At 66.9% G+C, this 19,471-nt stretch carries 14 protein-coding genes and 2 tRNA genes; 11 read left to right on the top strand and 5 right to left on the bottom strand.

The annotated features are described in order from the left end of the window. Positions 1–17: 17 nt before the first annotated feature. Both OV287_RS36170 and OV287_RS36165 read right to left on the bottom strand, forming a co-directional pair. Positions 18–812: an ABC transporter permease gene (locus OV287_RS36170; RefSeq protein WP_267538592.1), complete on the bottom strand. Its 795-nt coding sequence runs from the start codon at positions 810–812 to the stop codon at positions 18–20. A 38-nt stretch (positions 813–850) separates the two neighbouring features. Then, entirely contained in the window at positions 851–1,582 is a 732-nt protein-coding gene (locus OV287_RS36165) for an ABC transporter ATP-binding protein (protein ID WP_267538591.1), read from the bottom strand. Positions 1,583–1,788: 206 nt separating this feature from the next. Between OV287_RS36165 and OV287_RS36160 the strand changes: the two genes are divergently transcribed. The 5 genes from OV287_RS36160 (at position 1,789) to OV287_RS36140 (ending at position 6,849) form a co-directional block, all read left to right on the top strand. Then, positions 1,789–2,985, top strand: a complete 1,197-nt coding sequence (locus OV287_RS36160) for an aspartate kinase (RefSeq protein WP_267538590.1) — start codon at positions 1,789–1,791, stop codon at positions 2,983–2,985. Positions 2,986–3,107: 122 nt separating this feature from the next. After that, positions 3,108–3,179: transfer RNA gene (locus OV287_RS36155), tRNA-Lys, on the top strand. Positions 3,180–3,189: 10 nt separating this feature from the next. Next, positions 3,190–3,261 (top strand) — tRNA-Lys (locus OV287_RS36150). A gap of 20 nt (positions 3,262–3,281) precedes the next feature. Then, a complete protein-coding gene (locus tag OV287_RS36145; protein WP_267538589.1) occupies positions 3,282–5,618 on the top strand; it encodes a hypothetical protein in 2,337 nt (778 codons plus the stop codon). A gap of 22 nt (positions 5,619–5,640) precedes the next feature. Further along, complete coding sequence (locus tag OV287_RS36140; RefSeq protein ID WP_267538588.1) at positions 5,641–6,849, top strand: nucleotidyl cyclase domain-containing protein; 1,209 nt, start codon at positions 5,641–5,643, stop codon at positions 6,847–6,849. A 67-nt stretch (positions 6,850–6,916) separates the two neighbouring features. On the opposite strand, the gene OV287_RS36135 is transcribed toward OV287_RS36140, so the two are convergent. Further along, positions 6,917–10,420, bottom strand: coding sequence for a LamG-like jellyroll fold domain-containing protein (locus OV287_RS36135; RefSeq protein WP_267538587.1), 3,504 nt, complete (start codon positions 10,418–10,420; stop codon positions 6,917–6,919). 117 nt (positions 10,421–10,537) lie between these two features. Here OV287_RS36135 and OV287_RS36130 point away from each other — a divergent pair, with 117 nt between their 5' ends. The 3 genes from OV287_RS36130 (at position 10,538) to OV287_RS36120 (ending at position 12,045) form a co-directional block, all read left to right on the top strand. Then, the gene (locus OV287_RS36130; RefSeq protein ID WP_267538586.1) at positions 10,538–10,888 is read left to right on the top strand and encodes an NHL repeat-containing protein; all 351 of its coding nucleotides are present in this window, start codon (positions 10,538–10,540) and stop codon (positions 10,886–10,888) included. 86 nt (positions 10,889–10,974) lie between these two features. After that, the gene (locus OV287_RS36125) at positions 10,975–11,478 is read left to right on the top strand and encodes a hypothetical protein (protein ID WP_267538585.1); all 504 of its coding nucleotides are present in this window, start codon (positions 10,975–10,977) and stop codon (positions 11,476–11,478) included. Positions 11,479–11,481: 3 nt separating this feature from the next. Beyond that, positions 11,482–12,045 (top strand): hypothetical protein, encoded by a 564-nt coding sequence (locus tag OV287_RS36120; protein WP_267538584.1) that lies wholly within the window; start codon positions 11,482–11,484, stop codon positions 12,043–12,045. A gap of 24 nt (positions 12,046–12,069) precedes the next feature. On the opposite strand, the gene OV287_RS36115 is transcribed toward OV287_RS36120, so the two are convergent. Together OV287_RS36115 and OV287_RS36110 are read right to left on the bottom strand one after the other, a co-directional pair. Then, positions 12,070–13,017: an ATP-binding protein gene (locus tag OV287_RS36115; RefSeq protein ID WP_267538583.1), complete on the bottom strand. Its 948-nt coding sequence runs from the start codon at positions 13,015–13,017 to the stop codon at positions 12,070–12,072. A 70-nt stretch (positions 13,018–13,087) separates the two neighbouring features. Beyond that, the gene (locus tag OV287_RS36110; protein ID WP_267538582.1) at positions 13,088–13,738 is read right to left on the bottom strand and encodes a hypothetical protein; all 651 of its coding nucleotides are present in this window, start codon (positions 13,736–13,738) and stop codon (positions 13,088–13,090) included. A 280-nt stretch (positions 13,739–14,018) separates the two neighbouring features. Here OV287_RS36110 and OV287_RS36105 point away from each other — a divergent pair, with 280 nt between their 5' ends. The 3 genes from OV287_RS36105 (at position 14,019) to cglF (ending at position 19,450) form a co-directional block, all read left to right on the top strand. After that, entirely contained in the window at positions 14,019–17,618 is a 3,600-nt protein-coding gene (locus OV287_RS36105) for a tetratricopeptide repeat protein (protein WP_267538581.1), read from the top strand. After that, positions 17,618–19,063, top strand: a complete 1,446-nt coding sequence (gene gltE, locus OV287_RS36100) for an adventurous gliding motility TPR repeat lipoprotein GltE (RefSeq protein WP_267538580.1) — start codon at positions 17,618–17,620, stop codon at positions 19,061–19,063. The genes OV287_RS36105 and gltE overlap by 1 nt, the downstream gene beginning before the upstream one ends. A gap of 114 nt (positions 19,064–19,177) precedes the next feature. Further along, positions 19,178–19,450 carry an adventurous gliding motility protein CglF gene (gene cglF, locus OV287_RS36095; protein WP_308809842.1) on the top strand — a complete coding sequence of 91 codons (273 nt, stop codon included), beginning with the start codon at positions 19,178–19,180 and terminating at the stop codon, positions 19,448–19,450. The last annotated feature ends 21 nt before the right edge of the window (positions 19,451–19,471 follow it).

Genomic DNA, 19,471 nt, shown 5'->3' with positions numbered 1-19,471 from the left:
TCCTCGAGGGGGGCACGTCAGGCCCAGCGCTGCGCTTCCACCGAGCGGTGGCTGAGCAGCAGGGAGAAGAAGATGACGGAGAAGAAGAAGACGAGTGACTTCAGCTCCAGCACGCCGCGCATGAGGCCCTGGAGCTGCGCGCCGAAGGACAGGTAGCTGATGAAGGAGCGCACGGGCTCCTCGGTGGCCTGGGCCAGCCCCTGGAGCAGCATCCACGGCAGCAACACCGCGAAGGTGACGAGCGCGGCCACCATCTGGCTCTCCGTCAGCGAGGAGATGAACATGCCCACGGCCATGCAGGTGGCGCCCCACAAGAGCAGCCCGCCATAGCCCAGCAGCACCGTGCCCCACTCCAGCGCGCTGCCGGAGTCGGACTTGCCGAAGATGGCCAGCAGCACGGGGAAGAAGATGGTGAGCCCCAGCGTGGTGGTGATGATGCCCAGGCCGCCGAGGTACTTGCCCAGGACGATCTCCAACGGCCGCACCGGCGCTGTCATCAGCAGCTCGAACGTCTTGTTGCGCTTCTCCTCCGCGAACAGCCGCATGGAGAGGAAAGGCACCACGAAAAGGGTGATCATCACCACCGTGGACCAGAAGGGCACCAGCACCCCGTCGGTGAGGTTGCGGAACTCCGGAGGGATGCGTTCCCACCCGTACTGGCGTGCCATCTCCTGGGCCCGTTGGAACTCGTAGAGGCCGTTGACGAAGAAGAACGACGAGATGGCCAGCATTGCCGTGAAGACGGCGTAGGCCCAGGGCGTGGTGAAGTAGATGGACAGCTCTTTGCGGGCGATCGCCAGCGCGGTGCGCATGGGGCCTCCGAAACCGTGTACGGGGGGACGCGCGGGCCTCAGGCCGCGGTCAGCTTGATGAAGATCTCCTCCAGCGAGACGTTCTCCGCCTTGCCGCCGTGCACCTTGGCGAGCTTGCGGATCTGATCGTACGCGACCACCCGGCCCTGGTTGATGATGAGGACCTTCTCGCAGGTCATCGTCACCTCGGGGAGGATGTGGGTGGAGAGGATGACGGTATGCTTGCCCGCCAGCCCCTTGATGAGGCCGCGCACCTCGGCGCGCTGGGCGGGATCCAGCCCCTCGGTGGGCTCGTCGAGGATGAGCACCGGCGGGGAGCCGAGCAGGGCCTGGGCAATCCCCACGCGCTGCTTGTAGCCCTTGGAGAGGTTCTGGATGATGCGGCCCATCACGTCCGCGAGCCCGGTGAGGCCGGCCACCCGCTCCAGCTCGGCGCGAATCCCGCGGCCGGGCAGTCCCTTGAGCTCGGCGACGAACTTCAGGTACCCGGCCACCGTCATCTCCGGGTAGAGGGGCGGGGTCTCGGGCAGGTAGCCGATCCGTCGCTTGACCTCCAGGGGCTGCTCGAAGACGTCGAAGCCCGCCACCTTGGCCGTGCCCTCGGAGGGGGGCAGGAAGCCGGTGAGGATCTTCATCGTGGTGGACTTGCCCGCGCCGTTGGGGCCGAGAAATCCGAGAATTTCTCCCTCGGCGACCGAGAAGTTCAGGTGATCCACCGCGACCCGCTCCCGGTATCGCTTGGTGAGGTTCTGGACCTCGATCATGGGCATGGGAAGGCTCCGGAAAGAAGCGTTCGACCGGCCGCCGATATAAGAGCCGGTGTCGGACTGTCAATGCGGGCAGGCGGGCGTGGACGGGACACGTGAGGGCGCTGGCGAGCCTTGTGCATAGTGACTTCCAGTGTGTCTGGGCGGACACGCCCGGCAGGTTACCTGTGACCTTCGCCGGCCCCTAGGAACAAAGCAGCGGGTGCTTTATGCCGATCGTGGTTCAGAAGTACGGCGGCTCATCGGTCGCCGATGTGGAGAAGATCCGCAAGGTCGCACTCCGAGTGAAGGAGACGCGGGAGCGGGGCTACCAGGTGGTGGTGGTGGTGTCGGCAATGGGGGACACGACGGACGAGCTGCTGGCGCTGGCCAAGCAGGTGTCGCCGGACCCGCCGAGGCGCGAGCTGGACATGCTGCTGACGTGTGGGGAGCGCATCTCCATGGCGCTGCTGTCGATGGCGCTCCAGGAGCAGGGGGTGCCGGCCATCAGCTTCACGGGGAGCCAGAGCGGCATCATCACGAACGACGCGCACTCGCAGGCGCGCATCGTGGAGGTGAGGCCGTACCGCATCCAGGACGAGCTGGCGCGGGGCAAGGTGGTGATCGTCGCGGGCTACCAGGGCGTCTCGTACAAGCGGGAGGTGACGACGCTGGGGCGAGGGGGCTCGGACACGACGGCGGTGGCGCTGGCAGCGGCGCTGAGCGCGGAGTCGTGTGAGATCTACTCGGACGTGGACGGAATCTTCAGCGCGGATCCTCGGGTGGTGCCGGACGCGAGGAAGCTGGAGTCGCTCTCGTACGACGAGATGCAAGAGCTGGCGAGCGCGGGTGCGAAGGTACTGAACGCGCAGGCGGTGGAGTTCGCGAAGGCGAAGGGCATCGTCATCCTGGCGCGCACGGCACATGCGGCGGGGACGGGGACGGCGGTGCAGGAGCTGGTGGCGCCGGCGGACACGCGGGTGAAGGGCGTGACGGCGGAGTCGGAGATGGCGGTGCTGTCGGCGGCGGTGGAGGCGGTGAAGGTGCCGGAGCTGCTGGAGTTCCTGGACGCGCGAGGGGTGCGCGGGAGGGCGCTGGCGTTCGACGGGCTGATGGGGAGGGAGGGGAGGGCGTTCATCGCGGTGCCGCTGCAGGACGTGCACGGGCTGGAGGCGCTGAAGCGGGACGTGGGGGCGCGCTTTGGGGAGGCGGTGACGCTGCGGGAGGAGGTGGGAACGGTAACGGCGGTGGGGGCGGGGCTGAACGCGGACTGGAGCTACCTGAGAAGGGCGCTGGGGGTGGCGGAGGAGCTGGGTGCGAGGGTGCACGCGGTCCACACGTCGCCGTTGCAGCTCACCTTGCTGGTGGACAAGCAGCACCTGAAGCCGCTCACCGCGAGGCTGCACCGGGAGTTCCTCGGAGCCTGAGCCACCCGCACAGACATCCGCGCGGAAATCCCCTCTCCCTTCGGGAGAGGGACGGGGTGAGGGTATCCGCCCCCCGGGTTGACCCATTTGAAGAGGGCACTCGTGCTAGGGTGGGCCTCATCCTTGGAGTAGCTCAGTGGTAGAGCAGCCGGCTCTTAACCGGCAGGGCGCGGGTTCGAATCCTGCCTCCAAGTCTCTTCAACCCTTGGAGTAGCTCAGCGGTAGAGCAGCCGGCTCTTAACCGGCAGGGCGCGGGTTCGAATCCTGCCTCCAAGTCTTCTCTCTCGGGCGCCACGATGCCGACCGAAACTCCCTCTCCCCGCGTCAATACCAGCTATGTGCTCGACCAGCTCCGCCGTGGGCTCGAGACGAGCCTGCGACACTCCGACCCCGCCATCCGGGCTCGCGCGGCGGAGAAGGTCGAGCGCTGGTGCTCGGTGCTGGAAGGGATGGCACGGGGAGCGCTTTCGGTTGGCTCTCGCACGCCAGTCGAGGGGGTCCCCGCCTGGGTCACCCTGGACGTGGCGCATGGCGGATTCGCCACCGGCCAGCTGCTCGCTGGGGGCCCGTTAGAGCCATACGAGCAGGAGCGTCTCGCTTCGCTTCCCAATCCCGAGGGAGCCACCACGGAGCGCTCCCGGCTGAATGCCTGGTTCCTGCGCGACGACGGCCAGCGCGAGCTTTCGGCGGCGCTGCACAGCGGCTGCTACCGGGTGCGCGTCCCGGAGGAGGGGGCGCTGCTGACCGTGACCTGGCTGCTTGGTCGTGGCGAATCAGAGCGGGCGCTCGAGCTGCTGGAGACGTTGGCGCCGCTCGCCGACCGGCTGCGGTTCTACCCTGCGCCGGACGCCCGTCCGTTCTCCCCGAGCGCGGTGGTGCGCGTGCAGACGGTCCGGACCACTGTGGAGCAGTTGGATTCTGTCCAGCTGCGTCCGCAGATCGCGAAGATGAACGAGACGTTGCGGGTCTGGAATCCACTCTATGACCGCGCCGTCGAGCTGTTCCTCGAGACTGTGCGAGGAGAGCTTCCCCACCTGGCGGTGGAGGGCGGAGAGTTGGTCCGCCGCCCCGATGGCCAGGGCCGGGTTGAGGGCGGTTGGCCCTGCCAGAGCTGGCCGGAAGGCTGGCACGAGCGTGCGCGGCAGCTGCTGCGCGACTACGAGGCCGAGCGCCTGAATCACACGCTGTGCGGCAAGCCCGAGCACCCGAAGGCGAACTTCGCTCGGCTGCGCGGCTTTCTGGAGCAGTGCGTGGCCGATGCGCGCTCGCTCACGGGCCGGGACGTCGGCTCCATTCGCAAGATTCTCGCCTCGTATGTGACGAGGCACGGAGCCCCCGGCTCGGAGCAGCTTCGACGGGTACGCGACGAGCAGGCGCGGATGGCCGCACAACCGACTGGGAATGAGCTCGCAATGCAGGTGGCGGACCGCCTGCGGGCGCTGCCCGGCGATGAAGGGCTCAGCACGCTCGAGGTTGTCTCCGCTCCAGTGGGCGGCCATCCCATTCCCCCGCATCTGCTCGAGAAGGTCGAGCGCAGCCTCGAGGCGCCCATCGACCAGCTCGTGGAGCGAGGGGTGATTGGTTCCGGCGAGGTGCTCGCCACGGTGTTGCCGCAGATCACCTCGCAGGTGGGAGCAGCCGGTATCGAGGATCCGGACCTGCGCCGACTCTACACCGCCATCTACGCCGCGTTCCGGCGCCGGCGCTCGTTGCTGTTGCTGGACTTGCAGCACCAGGTCCGGTTCGACGAGCTGCCATGGGTGGAGGCCATTCGACCGTTCCGCAAGAGCGATCTCGGTGCACGAGCACTGGCGCGGCAGACGCTCGAGCAGGTCTCGACGCTCGCGCTCACCTCCTTTCCCCAGACCCTTCTCCCCAATAAGTTGATTCAGGAGCTGTATGCGCTCGCGAAGGGCGCGGACCTGAAGCTTCCGCTGGTGGAGGAGCTCGCCGCCGACATCTTCATGGGCACGTTCTCCATGAAGTACCTCGATGCGGCGCGGTCGGCGGCACGGCTTCTCGAGGGAACGCTCTACGCCCGGTACTACGACGTCCCTACGGAGCTCCTCCTCGAGCTGGACGATCGCGAGAAGCGGTGGGGCAAGGACACCTCGCCGGGCTTCGCGGAGCTGTGTACCGAGCGCGCGGGTGCGAAGCAGGCGGGGTGGTCGGTCGCCCGTAACGGCACGATCATCGAGCAGGCGCAGATCCTCACGACGCACAACCTCGCCGTCCTGTTCGAGGCGCTGGGGCTTGCTGCGACGTTGCGCCCGGCCCTGCCGCACCTCGCCGAGCTGTGCTTCCAATGGCTGGTCCGGCAGCAGTCGATGAAGATCGACCACTGGAAGGCGCGGCTTCAGATGGTGAAGAACACCGCCTACGCCTGGAGGCAGATGCTGTTCTTCCTCTCGTTGGTGGAGCGGTTCGCGCTGCAGGAGTTCCTCGACTGGGCGCGCGAGCACGTCGAGGAGCAGGACGAGGCCTTCGTTCGCCGTTTCGAGCCGGTGATGGCTGGGCTCGAGTGGGTGTCTGCCGGTAAGACGTTCGACGCGAGTGGCCGTGGTGGTCCCATGGGACGCGCTCGCCGGTTCCTGGGTTGGTCCGACGGCCGGCACTGGCTGCTCGAGGGCTGACGGCTCAGGCGGAGGGTGACTGATGGCGACGTACAATATTTCCCTGGCAGACTTGCGGCAGGACATCGCGGGGCTCATCCCGGCCGAGCTCGTTCTGCGCTGGAACGGGCAGGACAAGACCTCCGCCCGGCACGAGCAGCTGATGGCCCCCTTCCGGAAGCGGGGCACGGTCGTCTCCACGGACTCCGCGGGGCTGTCCTCGCTGACCCAGCGTTATTCCCTGGCCCAGGTGATGAAGCTCGTCTCCGAGCCCAAGGAAGTGATCCATTCCTACGGGACCGCGATCGGTGGCGAGGCCATTGGAATCTGGGCGGCGGACAACTCGCAGATGTTCTTCGAGGAGAAGATCGCGCCGGCGCGGGTCGTCGCGCAGATGCTCGCGATGCAGGCGAGGGCCAGGGCACTGCAGGTGCAGGTGGGGATCGGCATCCACAGCTGCGAGTGCTACAGGGTAGGCGGCGGGCTCTTCGGTGAGGGGGCTGACTTCATCGAGGCCATCGCGGAGGACGAGACCTCGGGAGGGGAGATCGTCGTATCGGAGGCGGTCCTCGAGCACCTCACGGGCCCGGTGCGAGACGCGGCCCGGGTGCGCGAGGATCTCCAGGACAAGGGCGCGCTCTGGTCGCTGACGGACTTTCGCGGGTCCGTGGACGCCGTCGAAGGCAACAACCCCCACTATCCGATGCCGTTCGACGCGGCGTTCTTCCAGCGGCTGCGTTCGGCGTCCGTGGAGGAGCTCGGGAAGGAGGAGTTTCCCGAGTACTGGAAGACCCGGACGGTGGCATTCGTGAAGGTGGGCCACGAGCCGCACAGGTTCCTGCTGGACTCGTTCACGGACATGTCGCTCATCAACCTCGCGGTCCGTCGCATCGCGGTGTCCCATGGGGCGGACGTCGTGAAGTCCAACGGCTCCCTGGCGATCGTGCTCTTCGACGAGGGCCGTGACGCGGTCGCTTTCGCGCGCGACGTCATCGAGGGCAATCGCGCCCTGGGCTTCAAGGCCCGTGTCGGGCTGACCCGGGGCGAGGTCTACCTCTTCCCGCTCGCCAACGGTGAGCGGGAGATCGCGGGCAACCCCGTCAACATCGCCTCCAAGCTCGCGGAGGACTCGGGCCTGGAGGGAGTCCTCGTCGAGAGCTCCGTCGAGCTCGGAGAGGGCTCGCGGAAGGGGGAGCCTTTCCGGTTGACCCTTTCGAAGGTCGACCTGACCGGACATCGCTTCGCTGTCTGAAGAGCGGCGGGGCAGGCCCTCTCGCGAGCCATGCCCCGCCTCTTGGATGGGGCTCCAGCCAGGCCCGTCAGGGGGCCAGGAATTGATCGAAGTGGTGGTCCAGCGTCCGCGTGCCATCGGGCTGGCTGATGCCTCCCTGGAGCCACGGTGGAACGATGCCGCCCATCACCGCTGGCACGTTCATCGGTTGCCGCCGCGGATCCTGGTAGCGGGGTCCCGAGCCCGCCGTGAGGGCGCCGGGACGCAACCCAGGGAGGGGCGCGGTGGAGGTGTGGCAGGTGAGGCAGAAGGTGTTGGCGCTGGTATCGGGCCGCGGCGAGGCCGCCTGCAACACCGGAAGGGCCAGCTTCTGCGCGCGCTTGCACCGGGAAGCCAGGGATGGGTCCGCATGAGGGTTCTTGTGGACGCGGTCGATGCACAGGTGCTCGCCGTACTGCGCGGGGTAGTCGCGCGGATCCACATGGGAGCCGAGCCTCATCTGCTCGCACAGCTGCGTGGGAAAACCCGGGTACAGATTCGCCCGGTTCCGCAATGCCGACAGCGCGGGGTGCGCGGACTCTCCGGTGTACGTGGTGATGTCCACCAGCGTCCCGAGCGCGTTGTTGCAGATGTGCTCGTCGAGCCAGGGGGCCTGCGCGTCCTGCGCCGACAGCGCGTAGACGCGCAGCTCATCCACCCAGCCAAGGAAGGGCAGCCTCGGCTGTCCTGGCACGAAGGCCGGCCCCGGATCGCTCACCGTCATCCACGTCCAACCGTTGACGGTGTTCTCCATGAGCTTGAAGCCGCTGTCCGTGGGAGCGACCACCAACGTCGTGACAGGCGTTCCGTTCACGTAGAACCGCAGGGTGCGCTGGCCTGCCTGCGTGAACACCTTCACGCCGAAGTGGAAGAATGTGCCCGGCTGCACGAGCGAGCCGAGGTTCACCTTGTACCAGCTTCCCGTGGCGCCGTTGTACACGGCCAGCTCGTGCCAGGTGGCTCCGGAGGAGTGCTTCCCCGCGGAGAGGCCGATCCACGAGTTGTCCGGGAAGTAGAAGATGGTGCGCGGCATGGTGCGCTGCTCGAGGCCGGAGGGGGCATTGGGGAACGGCTGGCGCGAGTCGAGCCAGATACCGAGGTACCAGTCACGGCGCGAGGCCTGGACGGGGTAGCCCATGTCCATGAAGTCGTTGACGCCATCCATCCACACGCCCTTGCCGCTGACTCCACCCAGGGCGATGGGCTCGATGCGTGCGCCGCCCCGGAGCCGCAGCGAACCAGGCCCCCGCAGATCCTCGGTGCCGTGGGTGGCGCTGGTGGTCGCCGCGTTCTGCACCAACGGGTTGCGCGCGAAACGGAAGTCCGCGATGTCCCCACTCCGCACGTTGGCCCAGACATTGCGCATGGGGACGAAGCCGTCCTTGGGGAACGTCTCGGCGCGTTGGGCCCCGTGAGGCGAGACATCCATGCGCATGGGCGCGTTCATGTGGGCGACGACGAACGCCTGCTTGTTCAGGTACTCGTCGAAGGCCACCTCGGAGGTGCGCTGCGTGTTCGACTGGACGTTCCACACCACGTCGAAGGGCAGCGTGGGCCGCAGCGCGTCGAAGTGGTTGAGCTGGTTCTCGAAGGAGAAGATCGACGAGCTGCCCTGGGGGGTCAGCGAGATGTCGTTACCGGCGTAGAGGCGCAGATCAAAGGTGTGCTGGAGGTTGTTCGAGCGGTTTCCGCCCAGGTCGGTGATGCTCAACCCGTTGTCGAGGATGACGGCCTTGCCGTGCGTCCACGCCCCAAGCACGGTGACGGCCTGCGCGGGACTCCGATCCGGGTTGAAGTCCGCGCGCTGTGTGTCGTTCTGCGGTGGGCCGGAGAGCGTCTGGGTGGAGACGTTGGGCCCGAACATCTCCCGGCGGAGCACCTGGCGCGCGTAGTAGCCGTCATGCGTGTTGTTCTTCGCCGCGAAGAAGAGGTTCTTGCCCTCGCGGTCGATCCACGGGTACGCGCCCTGGTTGCGCACGCCGAACGGGATGGAGTTGCCCATCGGATCGCGGAACGGTTGGGGCACCCCTCCAATCACCTGCGACTTCGCAATCTGGTAGCGGCTGTTCACCTCGGGATCCACCGGCATCATGCTGATGGGCTTCATGTGCGCCCACCCCTCCGCGCGGCAGGCATCGGGCGAGTATGAGTAGTAGAGCCCCTCCATGTTGAGGACGAGCAGCCGGCCGTCTCCGGTCACCGTGGGCTCGAAGAGGAAGAACGGCTTCTGCTCTCCCGAGGCAGGCCGTGTATGGATGCCGTTCCAGTAGCCGCCGTTGCCGATGACGGTGTCCTCGTCATCCTCCACCTGGAAGCGCGAGCGCGAGGACTGCCGGTCGAAGAACTGGCACCACTTGGGGACGTTGGGACCCGAGGCGCGCGGGTAGCTGTAGGAGATCGTGCCGGAAGGCCCGCTCACCTGGAGCTCGTCGTAGCACTTGAAGCTGGGATGGCTGCTGAGGACACGCGCCCAGTTGATCTGGTTGGTGCCTGAATACGTCCAGGTGGGGTTGTTGCCGTTCAGATCGTTCCACGGCGTCTCGTGCACGTTGAAGGGCCGGAAGGGAGGAAGCACCCACTGGGGCAGGGACTTCAGCTCGCCCTCGGGATTGCGCGGGTAGATCCACAACCCCCAGCCGCTCGTGTCCCCGCCCTGCCGCTCTCCGGCCGACAGCGTCTTCGGGTTGCGGACGAACACGGTCACATCCACCGAGCGCAGCTCCCATTGGTTGGAAGCCTCCGCCGCGGTGAGCCCGTATACGAGCGAGATGTCGTAGCAGTCCCCGGTGACGAATGGGGATCCGGCCTCGTAGCGCGCGTGGCACGCGACGGGGTTGCGGTTGCTGGAGACGTAGGCCGGCGCCGAGTCCTCGCAGATCGTGTTGTGGAGCGCGTCGGGGAAGAAACCGTTGTTCCTCGTCTGCAGCGAGGAGAAGAGCGGGTTGTAGTAGACGAAGGGGTGGTGGCCGGGCTGATGTCCGGGCTGCGAGAACAGAGCTCCCTTCGCCGCGAAGTCGTACCGGAGATCCTGGCCAAGCACCTCGGGGCGGAACGTGACGAGTGTGGAGCCCTCGCCACAGCCGCGGCAGCCCCCGCGCAGGGACAGGCGCCCGTCGTTGGTGCTGCGGGTGTAGGGGAGCACCTGCTGGGCTCCGTCGGCATCCACGGCGGGCGGGATGCGCGGCCCGTTCCAGGAGTACTCGAAGGGAGGGTAGGGCTGCACCTGCCCCACGAGCGTGGAGGGGAGCAGCGCCGGCGGCAGCCCCGAGGGCTGATAGGGGCGCCAGGCCGCGGACAGCTCCCGGAAGATGCTGGGCCGCTGCGGGTTCTCCTCGTTGTAGCAGTCGTCGATGCGGCTGTAGTCGGTGGAGCACGGCACCGTGCCCACGAGTGCCACGTCGGTGAAGTGCGTCGGGATGTCGAGTGCCGAGGTCACCGTGCCGGGGCGCTCCATCTTGGGAGCGGGTGCCTCGTGGCAGGCAGCGGAGGCCGTCAGCAGCAGGAGGATGACGGGCCAACGGCGAGCAGCCGGAAGCTTGGGTTCTGGGCGCATGTGTACGTCTAGCAGGACAGCCCGTCTGGAAGTCAAGAATTTCTGGTAATTCCGGTGTTGCAGGACGTCAGTATCCGGCAGGCGCCGAGCTGTCCGGGATGCCGCGTGGAGACGGGGATGTCGCGCGTGATGGCCTTGCGCAACGGCACGGTGAGCGTGGTAGCGGGATCGCCGCCGGGAGGCTTCGCGGACGGGGTGGGGAGGAACGCGCGGATGCTGCCCTACCTGGGCCTGGCGGTGCTGGCGGACGGGAGCCTGGCGGTGTCGGATCCAGGCAACTACCGCGTGCGGCGCATCTCCCCGAGCGGGGAGGTGACGACGCTGGCGGGCTCGGGTCGCTTCGGTTCGCGCAATGGCGGCGGGGGCGACGCGGACCTGGTGCTGCCGGCGGGGCTCGCGGTGGGTCCGGACGGAACGCTGTACGTGGCGGAATCGGGCAACGCGCTGCTGCGTGCCATCACCCCGTGAGCTGAGCTAGCACCCTCACCGCGGCCTGTCGGGGCCACTCCTGGGGTACAATCTCGGGAGTGGCCTGGTGATTCGCGGAGAGGGGCATGCCTGACGGGAACTGGCTTCTCGGTACGCTCATGGTGCTGTCCCTCTGGGGCTGTAGCCATAGCGGCGCTACGGCCTTTCAGGAGGAGCCCGGCTCACAGGCCGTGGTACGCGAAGCATCTGGTGACGAGCCGGAAGAGGGTGTTCGGCTCAAAGGCGGAACGCTCTCTGCGCGTATCTGGGTGCTCATCGGGCAGGGACAGTTCGCAGAGGCCCAGGCGCTCATTGCCGAGGGGACGGCGGCGGGCTTGTTGTCCCAGCCGGTGGCAGCCCGAATGCTGGACAGGATTGCGCTGCTGAATACGAGGCTGGGTCTGCTTCCCGCCTCTCTTCAGCGTGCGCCCAACTTCCCCTCCCAGCTCAAGGACTTCACCTTGTTTGAAATCAAGCAGATGCTGGACAAGAAGGACTTCAGCCTGGCGACGAGGGCTCAGCTCGACATGGTCAAGAAGCTGCTTCAAGACCCGGACCGCCTGATGGAAAAGATGGGGACGGTGAGGTGAGCGATGGCGCACCCTGGACTCGAGGAGTTGGTTGCGAAGTTCCAAGCCGCCCGGCAGTCAGGTGATGTTGCCAAACCGAGCGAAGAGCAGCTCCGGTTGCACCGTGAGTTGGTCGAGGCTTGCCCCGCGTTTACGCAGAACACCCTGTTCCTCGCATGGCTGCTGCAACGGCGGCTCTGGACCGCACAGGATGACGGTCAGGATCCAGAGCCCGCTTTCGCGGAGGTTCAGCGGCTTCTGAATCAGGCCGTTCAAGGGTCCTATCGCAGCGCTCCCGCCCTCGTGGAACTGGGCTTCTTCCTGGATACCTATCGCGACTCCTCGCACGAGGCCGCGAAGCTCTACGAGGAAGCCGCGGCAAAAGCGTCGGGGACGCTCAAGGACGCATGGTGGGGGCTGATCCGGTACTGGAATGCCGAGCGGACGAAGGAGACGCTGGAGAAGGCGCTTCGGTTGGGGGAGTTGGCGGAGAAGATGTTTCCGGACTCCCACGAGCTCATCGAGGAGTTGATGACGACGCGGGAGTACGCCGCTCAAGAGGGACTGCTCGGGCCTGAGCAGTCCTGAGGTTCCAGCCGCGGACCTACGGGCTCAGCGGCCCGGGCCGCGCATGCTGCCTGGAGGCGGGCCCGGGCGGATGTCCAGCTCCTGCCGCATGCGCCGCTGATCCGGCGTCTCCTTGGGCAACTCCACGAAGCTGCACATCTCGCACAGCCGGCTGTAGATGCGCTCACCCACGCGCTCGCGCAGCAACTCCACATCACGCGCCGCGTTCTTCGCGTCCTCGGTGCTGCGGTAGCCACTCGGCGCCGCCGTCCGGACGCTCTTGCGCTCCGGCTCCAGCGAGTAGTTCGTCGCGAAGAGGGTGGTGCGCCCCGCGTTGTAGCGCCGGGCGATCAGCTCATCGAGCGTCTCCATCTCGAACTGGCTGCCGCGCCCCTTGCCCATCTCATCGATGGCCAGCACCTGCACGTCCGACAGCGGACCGATGATCTCCCCGCCGCTCTTGCCCTCCTGGAAGCCGCGCCGGATGGTGGCGTAGAGCAGGGAGATCTCCACGTAGCGCGCTTCCAGCCCCACCTCGAGCACCAGGTGCTTGAGCGTGGCCCCCATCAGGTGCGTCTTCCCTGTGCCCACTGGGCCACTGAGGATGAAGCCCTTGTTCACCCCGCTCTTGGCGTAGTGGTGGGCGAAGTGCATCGCCAGGTTGCGTGCCCGGTCCTGCGCCTCGTTGAAGGCCCGGTAGTTCTCGAAGCTCGAGTGCGCCACCACGCCGGGCAGCCCCACCTCGTTGAATTGCTCCATGCGCTTCGCCCGGTGCTGGCAGACGCACGGCACGAGCACCTCGTAGCGCTTGGGGCCTACCTTCGCGCTGAAGGTCTCCTCGCGCACCTCGTATGCGTACCCGCGCCCTTCACACAGGCTGCACCGGGCCGAGCACGTGCACACCCGTGCATGCGCCTGGTCTCCGCGCCGCTCGATGAGGTACGTCCTCCCCCCACACTCGCCACACACCTCGCCGGTCGCCTTGATGCCCATGACCCCAGGCCATAGCAGAGCCTCCTGACGCTCGTCAGCCTGCTACACGGACGTTCAGATGCCTACCACTCTAGGAATCCATCAGCCCCAGCCGCCGGCGCACCACGGCCAGCAGCCGGAAGCGCCGCGCCAGCCGCCGCGCGCGGAAGGACATGTACTGCTGGTCCGAGTCCCCTCCCCACGCCGAGCGCCACAGCTCCAGCCGTTCGGGGAAGGGGAGGGCGCGCAGCAGCATCAGCCCCACCAGGGTCTCCAGGGCCTCCATTCGTGCGAACTCGGTGGGCACCTCGTGCAGCACCGCTTCCAGCAGCCGGTGGACGCGAGGGGCCAGCGCCGGCTCCCGCTCGGCCAGCCGCTCCAGCGAGGCCTGGAGCTGGGCGTGGCGCAGCTCCTCCCAGGAGCGCGTCCGGGTCGTGCGCCGGGCGCTCTCGTTGCCCGCGCCCGCCGTGCGCTCCCGATGCTTCTTGATCTCCGCCTCCACCTGCTTGCGGCACGCTCGGAGGCTGCGCAGCACCGGCTCTCCGGGCCGCGCATCCCACAGCGCCTTCTCCGCCGAGCGGGCAATGCCCCGCGCCACCACCTCGAAGGGAACTCCCTGCTCGGCCCAGGACGTCAAAAGCTCCGCGTCGAGCGCGGACAGCATCAATCCGCTGCCTCGGATCGCGAGGAAGTAGTCCTGCACCAGCTCTTCGAAGCTGGCGCTCTCGGGCAGGAGGCTCATGTGTCGCTACATCTCCCAGGTGGGCAGCCGGACGGCCGGGCGCAAGACTCCCCCTTACCAGCCGGGGCTGACAGCGCAACCGGTAGGACGCTTTTCGCACAGCCCTTCTAAAATCTTTCCGGCTGGGTCCAAGCAGCCCGGCATGCCCCCAAGGGCCTGTTGACCAGTCCCAACGCACCGCGCATAGTGCGCAGCCTTCCAGATGGAAATTCCCGAAGAGTCCCGGACACTTGCCGAGCAGGCAAGGGTCCTGACCGGAAGAACCCCGCAGAGGAACCCCATGCGCCGCACGCTCCTCCTCAGCCTTCTGCTCCTGGCCACCACGGCCCAAGCGCAGGACAAGAAAGCGCCGCGCGACGCCAACCTCGGCAAGAAGAGCTCCACTGCCGTGGTGGATAAGTCGCTCGCTGGCGACATCAGCCGCAAGAAGGAGAAGCAGGACAACGCGCCCGCCCTCCAATACGACCAGTTCCGTCTCGGCGTGGAGGGGCAGGTTGCCTCCAAGCGCCGCGAGCAGATCGAGTCGCTCAAGAAGATCATCTCCCTCTCTGCGGATCAGAAGGAGCAGCCCTCGCTGCTCTTCCGCCTGGGCGAGCTGTACTGGGAGGAGTCGAAGTTCTACTTCTTCGAGGCGAACCGGAAGGACGACGAGCTCCTCGAGGCGATGAACCGCGGTGACAGCGCCGGTCAGAACCGCGCCAAGGCGGGCAAGGCCGAGCTGCTCACGCGGATGAAGCAGTACGGCAAGCTCGCGCTCGAGCAGTACACGAAGATCGTCCAGGAGTACCCGGACTTCGAGCGCTCGGACGAGGTGCTCTTCTTCCTCGGCACCTACCTGATGGAGGACGGCCAGGACCGCAAGGCGCTGGTGGCCTTCAAGCGCCTGGTGGAGAAGCACCCGAAGTCCAAGTACATCCCCGACGCCTACCTGGCCTTCGGCGAGTACTACTTCAACAACTCGAAGGGCAAGCACGCGGACCTGGAGAAGGCGCTCGCCGCCTACAAGAAGGCCGCCGAGTTCCCCGAGAGCCAGGTGTATGCCTTCGCCCTGTACAAGCAGGGCTGGTGCCACTTCAACCTCGGCGACTACACCAGCGCCAAGGACAAGTGGAAGGCCGTGGTGCTCTACGGCGAGCTGGCCGGTGCGGCGGCGGTGGAGAAGGACGGCGCCGCCAACAAGAAGGGCAGCTCGCTGGTGCGCGAGGCGCGCACCGACTACGTCCGCGCCTACGCCCGCGAGGGTGACGTGATGCTGGCCCGCGAGGACTTCTCCAAGGTCGCCACCAACCCGGACGACCGCTTCGCGATGATGCGGACGCTGGCCAACATGTATTACGGCGATGGCAAGGACCGCGAGGCGGCCATCACCTACAACAGCCTCATCAAGGAGAAGCCCCTCTCCCCCGAGTCCCCGGGCTTCCAGGGCCGCATCGTCGACATCGTTCTTCGCATGGGCAACAAGGAGCGCACCGTCACGCAGGTGCGCCGGCTCGTGAAGATCATGAAGGAGGTCGAGGGCTCCGGCGTCATCAAGGAGGAGAAGGACAAGAAGGCGCTCGCGGAGGCCAAGGATCTGGCCGAGCGCACCCTGTCCAACCTGGCCGTCACCTGGCACAACGAGGCCAAGAAGACGCGCGAGGAGGCCACGTTCGGGTACGCCGACATGATCTACTCGGACTACCTGACGCTCTTCCCGGAGAGCTCCAAGGCCTACGATCTGCGCTTCTTCTGGGCCGAGCTCCTCAACGACAACCTCCAGAAGTTCGACAAGGCCGCCGCCAACTATACGCTCGTCGTGCTGCAGGACGTGAAGCAGCTGGAGGCCAAGGACGAGCAGGGCAACCCCAAGCCCGGCAAGCCGGGCAAGTGGCTGAGCAACGCCGCGTACAACGCCGTGCTCGCCTATGACGAGATGGTGAAGGACGCCGAGGCCAAGGGGCTCTTCAAGGACGAGGTCAGCAAGGATCTGCGCAAGAAGTCCAACATCCCGCAGGCCAAGAAGGATCTGCTGGAGTCCTGCGAGCGCTACTTGAAGTACGTGCCCAAGGGCGACAAGAAGGTGGAGATCGCCTTCAAGGCGGCCAACATCTACTACCGCCACAACCACTTCGACGAGGCGGTGCTGCGCTTCAGCGAGATCGCCCTCGGCTCGCCCGAGTACAAGTTCGAGACCGGCGAGCGCGCCGCGGAGATCGCCGCCAACCTGGTGCTCGACTCGTACAACCTGCTCGAGGACTGGGCGAAGGTGAACGAGTGGGCGCGCAAGTTCTACAGCAACGACAAGCTGGCCACCGGCAAGTTCCGCGACGAGCTCTCCAAGGTCATCGAGCAGTCCAGCTTCAAGCTGGTGAGCCAGCTCGAGGCCAAGGGTCAGTTCGCCAAGGCGGCCGAGGCCTACCTGTCCTTCGTGGCGGACTTCCCGCAGACGGAGATCGCCGACGTGGCGCTCTTCAATGCCTCGGTGGACTACTACAAGGCGAAGATGCTGGATAAGGCCATCCAGGTCCGCCAGCGCATCATCGAGCAGTACCCGTCCTCGCGCTTCGTGCCGGAGTGCATCTACAACAACGCGGAGGCGCTGGAGGCCATCGGTGACTTCCAGGAGTCCGCGGACGTGTACGAGCAGTACGTGAGCGGCTACGAGGCCAGCAAGAATGGTGGCTCCGCCTCCGTCCGCGCTGCTCCCGCCCGCGCCAAGAAGGGCAAGGGCAAGGGCAAGCCGTCTCCGGTGGTGTCCGACAAGCCCGGCGCGCCGCAGAAGTGGGAGGAGTCCAAGGCCCAGGTGGCGCTCTTCAACGCGGCCACCTACCGCGAGGGTCTCGGCCAGTTCAAGGCGGCGCTGTCCCTGCGCGAGCGCTACCTGACGCTCTGGCCCAAGGCCAAGGACGCCGAGGACGTGTTCCTGGCCATCGTCGACCTGCACGAGAAGACGGGCAACTACATCAAGGCGATGACGCAGCTGGAGGAGTACGAGCGCCAGTACATGCGCAGCCCCAGCAAGTTCCTCACGGCCGAGGGCCGCATCGTCGACATCTACGAGAACAAGCTGCGCCGTCCCAAGGACACCGAGCGTCTCTACGCCCGCATCCTCGACTACTACGAGAAGCTGCCGAAGCGTCTGCAGCAGTCGCTGGAGAAGTCGGCACTGGAGCCCGTGGCCCGTGCCCAGTTCCGCAGCGTGGAGGCGGACTTCCAGTTCTACTCGCGCGTGAAGCTGTCCTGGGGCCGCCCGGCCAGCCCGGAGAAGTTCAAGGCCTCCATCAAGGACAAGAACGACTCGCGCGCGGTGGTGGAGAAGAAGTACGTGCAGACGGTGCAGATCGGCGCGGCCGAGCCTGGCATCTGCGCGCTGCACCGCCTGGGCCTCGTCTACGACAACTTCGCCGACAAGCTCATCAACGCTCCCATGCCCCCGGGCATCGACGAGGAGACGGAGATGGCCCTGCGCGACGAGTTCGGCAACAACGCCACGCCCCTCAAGGAGAGCGCCGCCGAGGCCTTCTCCAACGCGGTGGCCAAGGCCCGCGAGCTGGACATCTTCAACAACTGCGCGGCCGAGAGCCTGAAGATGCTGCGCACCACCTACCGCCCGGAGCAGTTCCCGACGATGTCCGAGGAGACGGTGGCCCTGTCCAAGGGCCGTGACCTGGTCATCGGTGGGGATCTGCTCACCTCCATCCAGGACGTGCCGCCGCCTGTCGTCGAGGCGGCCACGACCGAGAAGGGTCAGACCCAGGAGGTCGCCGAGGACGTCTCGGATCTGGCCAAGCGCCTGCAGCAGCAGACGGCCACCCAGGTCGATGGGCCTTCCGCTCCCACGAAGGAAGGGACGCCCAAGAAGGCTGGGACGGACGAGCAGGAACCGGAGGACTTCCTCTAATGAATCGCCCCCCCATGATGCGCTCACTCCTCCTGGCCGCGCTCGCGGCGTTGTTCGCCGCGGGCTGCGCGGGCACCAAGGCCGCCAGCACCGACACGGGTACTGGCACCAAGTCGGTCACCAAGACCAACGAGCCGCCGCCCATCTCCAACCGCGCCAAGCTCCTCTTCGAGGACGCGCTCGGCGCGCTGGAGGCCCAGAAGAAGGCCAACGCCTTCGACTACCCGTCGCTCGAGCGGAAGTTCAAGGCCGCGCTGGACGCGGACCCGAACGTAGCCGAGGCCGACTACAACCTGGGTGTGCTCGCCGAGCGCCAGGGCAACACGCAGGAGGCCGTCTCCCGCTACCAGGTGGCTCTCAAGAAGAAGCCCACCCTGCGTCAGGCTTCGGAGAACCTGGCGGTGATCGCCCAGAACGCGGGCGACATCTCCGGCGCCGTGTCCATCTACCAGGGCGTCCTCAAGATCTACCCGGATGACGGCAACAGCCGCGCTCGTCTGGCGGAGATCTACCGGCAGACGGGTGACCACGAGAAGGCCATGGAGTTCTCGCGCGCCGCCCTCATGCGCGAGCCCCAGTCCGTCACCGCCTACAAGGTGATGATGCGCAGCTACCTGGAGCGCAAGCAGCTGGCCATGGCCAAGCTGGTGGCGCTGCGCGCGATGAAGATCGACCAGAACGATCCCGAGCTGCACCACACCATCGGCCTCATCCTCCTGCAGGAGGAGAAGAAGGACGCGGCGCGCCTGTCGTTCAAGCGCGCCGTCGAGGTCCGCGCCGACTACGTGCCCGCGCGCGTGCAGCTGGCTCAGATGGAGCTCGATTCGGAGGACTACCCCGGCGCCGAGGAGCACCTGCGCCGCGTCCTCCAGGCTGACAGCAAGAACGCCGCCGCCCACCTCAACCTCGGCATCGCCTACAAGGGCCAGGGCCAGCTGGACAAGGCCATGCAGGAGTACGACGAGGCGGAGAAGCTCGATCCGAAGATGGCCGCCGTCTACTTCAACCGCGGCATCCTGCTGCACCGCCACAAGGGCGCTCCGGACCGGGCCATCGAGCTGTACCGCAAGTACATCTCCCTGTCCGGTGGCGAGGTGGCCCTCAACGCCGAGCACCCCATCTTCGGGCTGCTGCGCGAGGCGGAGTCCATCGTCCAGGCCCAGCGCGAGGCCCTGGCCGCCGAGGAGCAGCAGAAGAAGCTGGAGGAGCTCCAGAAGCAGCAGCAGGAGATGATGAAGGCCGAGGAGGCCAAGCAGGGCAACGTCGCCCCCGCCTCGGGCACCGATGCCCCGGCGCCGACCACGCCTGCTGGCGGGACTCAGCCCGCCGCCAACACCCCTCCCGCCAACGCCCCGCCGGCACAGCCGGCGCAGCCGGCCGCCGATCCTCAGCAGAAGAATCCAGCCAAGGCGGATCCGGCCGAGCCGGCCGACGACATCTTCTAAGAGGCAGTGGCGAGGGTGGGGGGATTGATGCGAACCTTCGTCCGCTGGCGCCGGATTCCGGCGCTGGCGGACGTGATGCGGAACCCCGGTGGGGGGAACCGCTCGGAGAAAGTCATGCGGAAGCTCCTGATGCTGTGCGTGGTACTGGCGGTGACCCCGGCCTTTGCCCAGGACGAGGAAGACAGCGCGCCGCGCAGGGAGGCCGGTGGTGGCAAGGCCCAGAAGGGCCCGCAGACCATCGACTTCGAGGACGACACCATCGAAGGTGACCTCACCAAGCCGGACGGCGAGTACGTCGAGGCGCGCAAGAAGGTCCAGCACTCCAATCTGATCCGCATCCGCGAGGACTTCGAGGACAAGGTGATGCAGTCGGTGGGCGAGCTGTAAAAAGCCGGGAACCCGCCACCG

Origin of the sequence: Archangium lansingense (assembly GCF_026626635.1) — a bacterium.
Classification (GTDB): domain Bacteria; phylum Myxococcota; class Myxococcia; order Myxococcales; family Myxococcaceae; genus Archangium; species Archangium lansingense.
The sequence above is the reverse complement of the archived record's forward strand: the minus strand, read 5'-3'. Positions and strand labels throughout refer to the sequence as shown.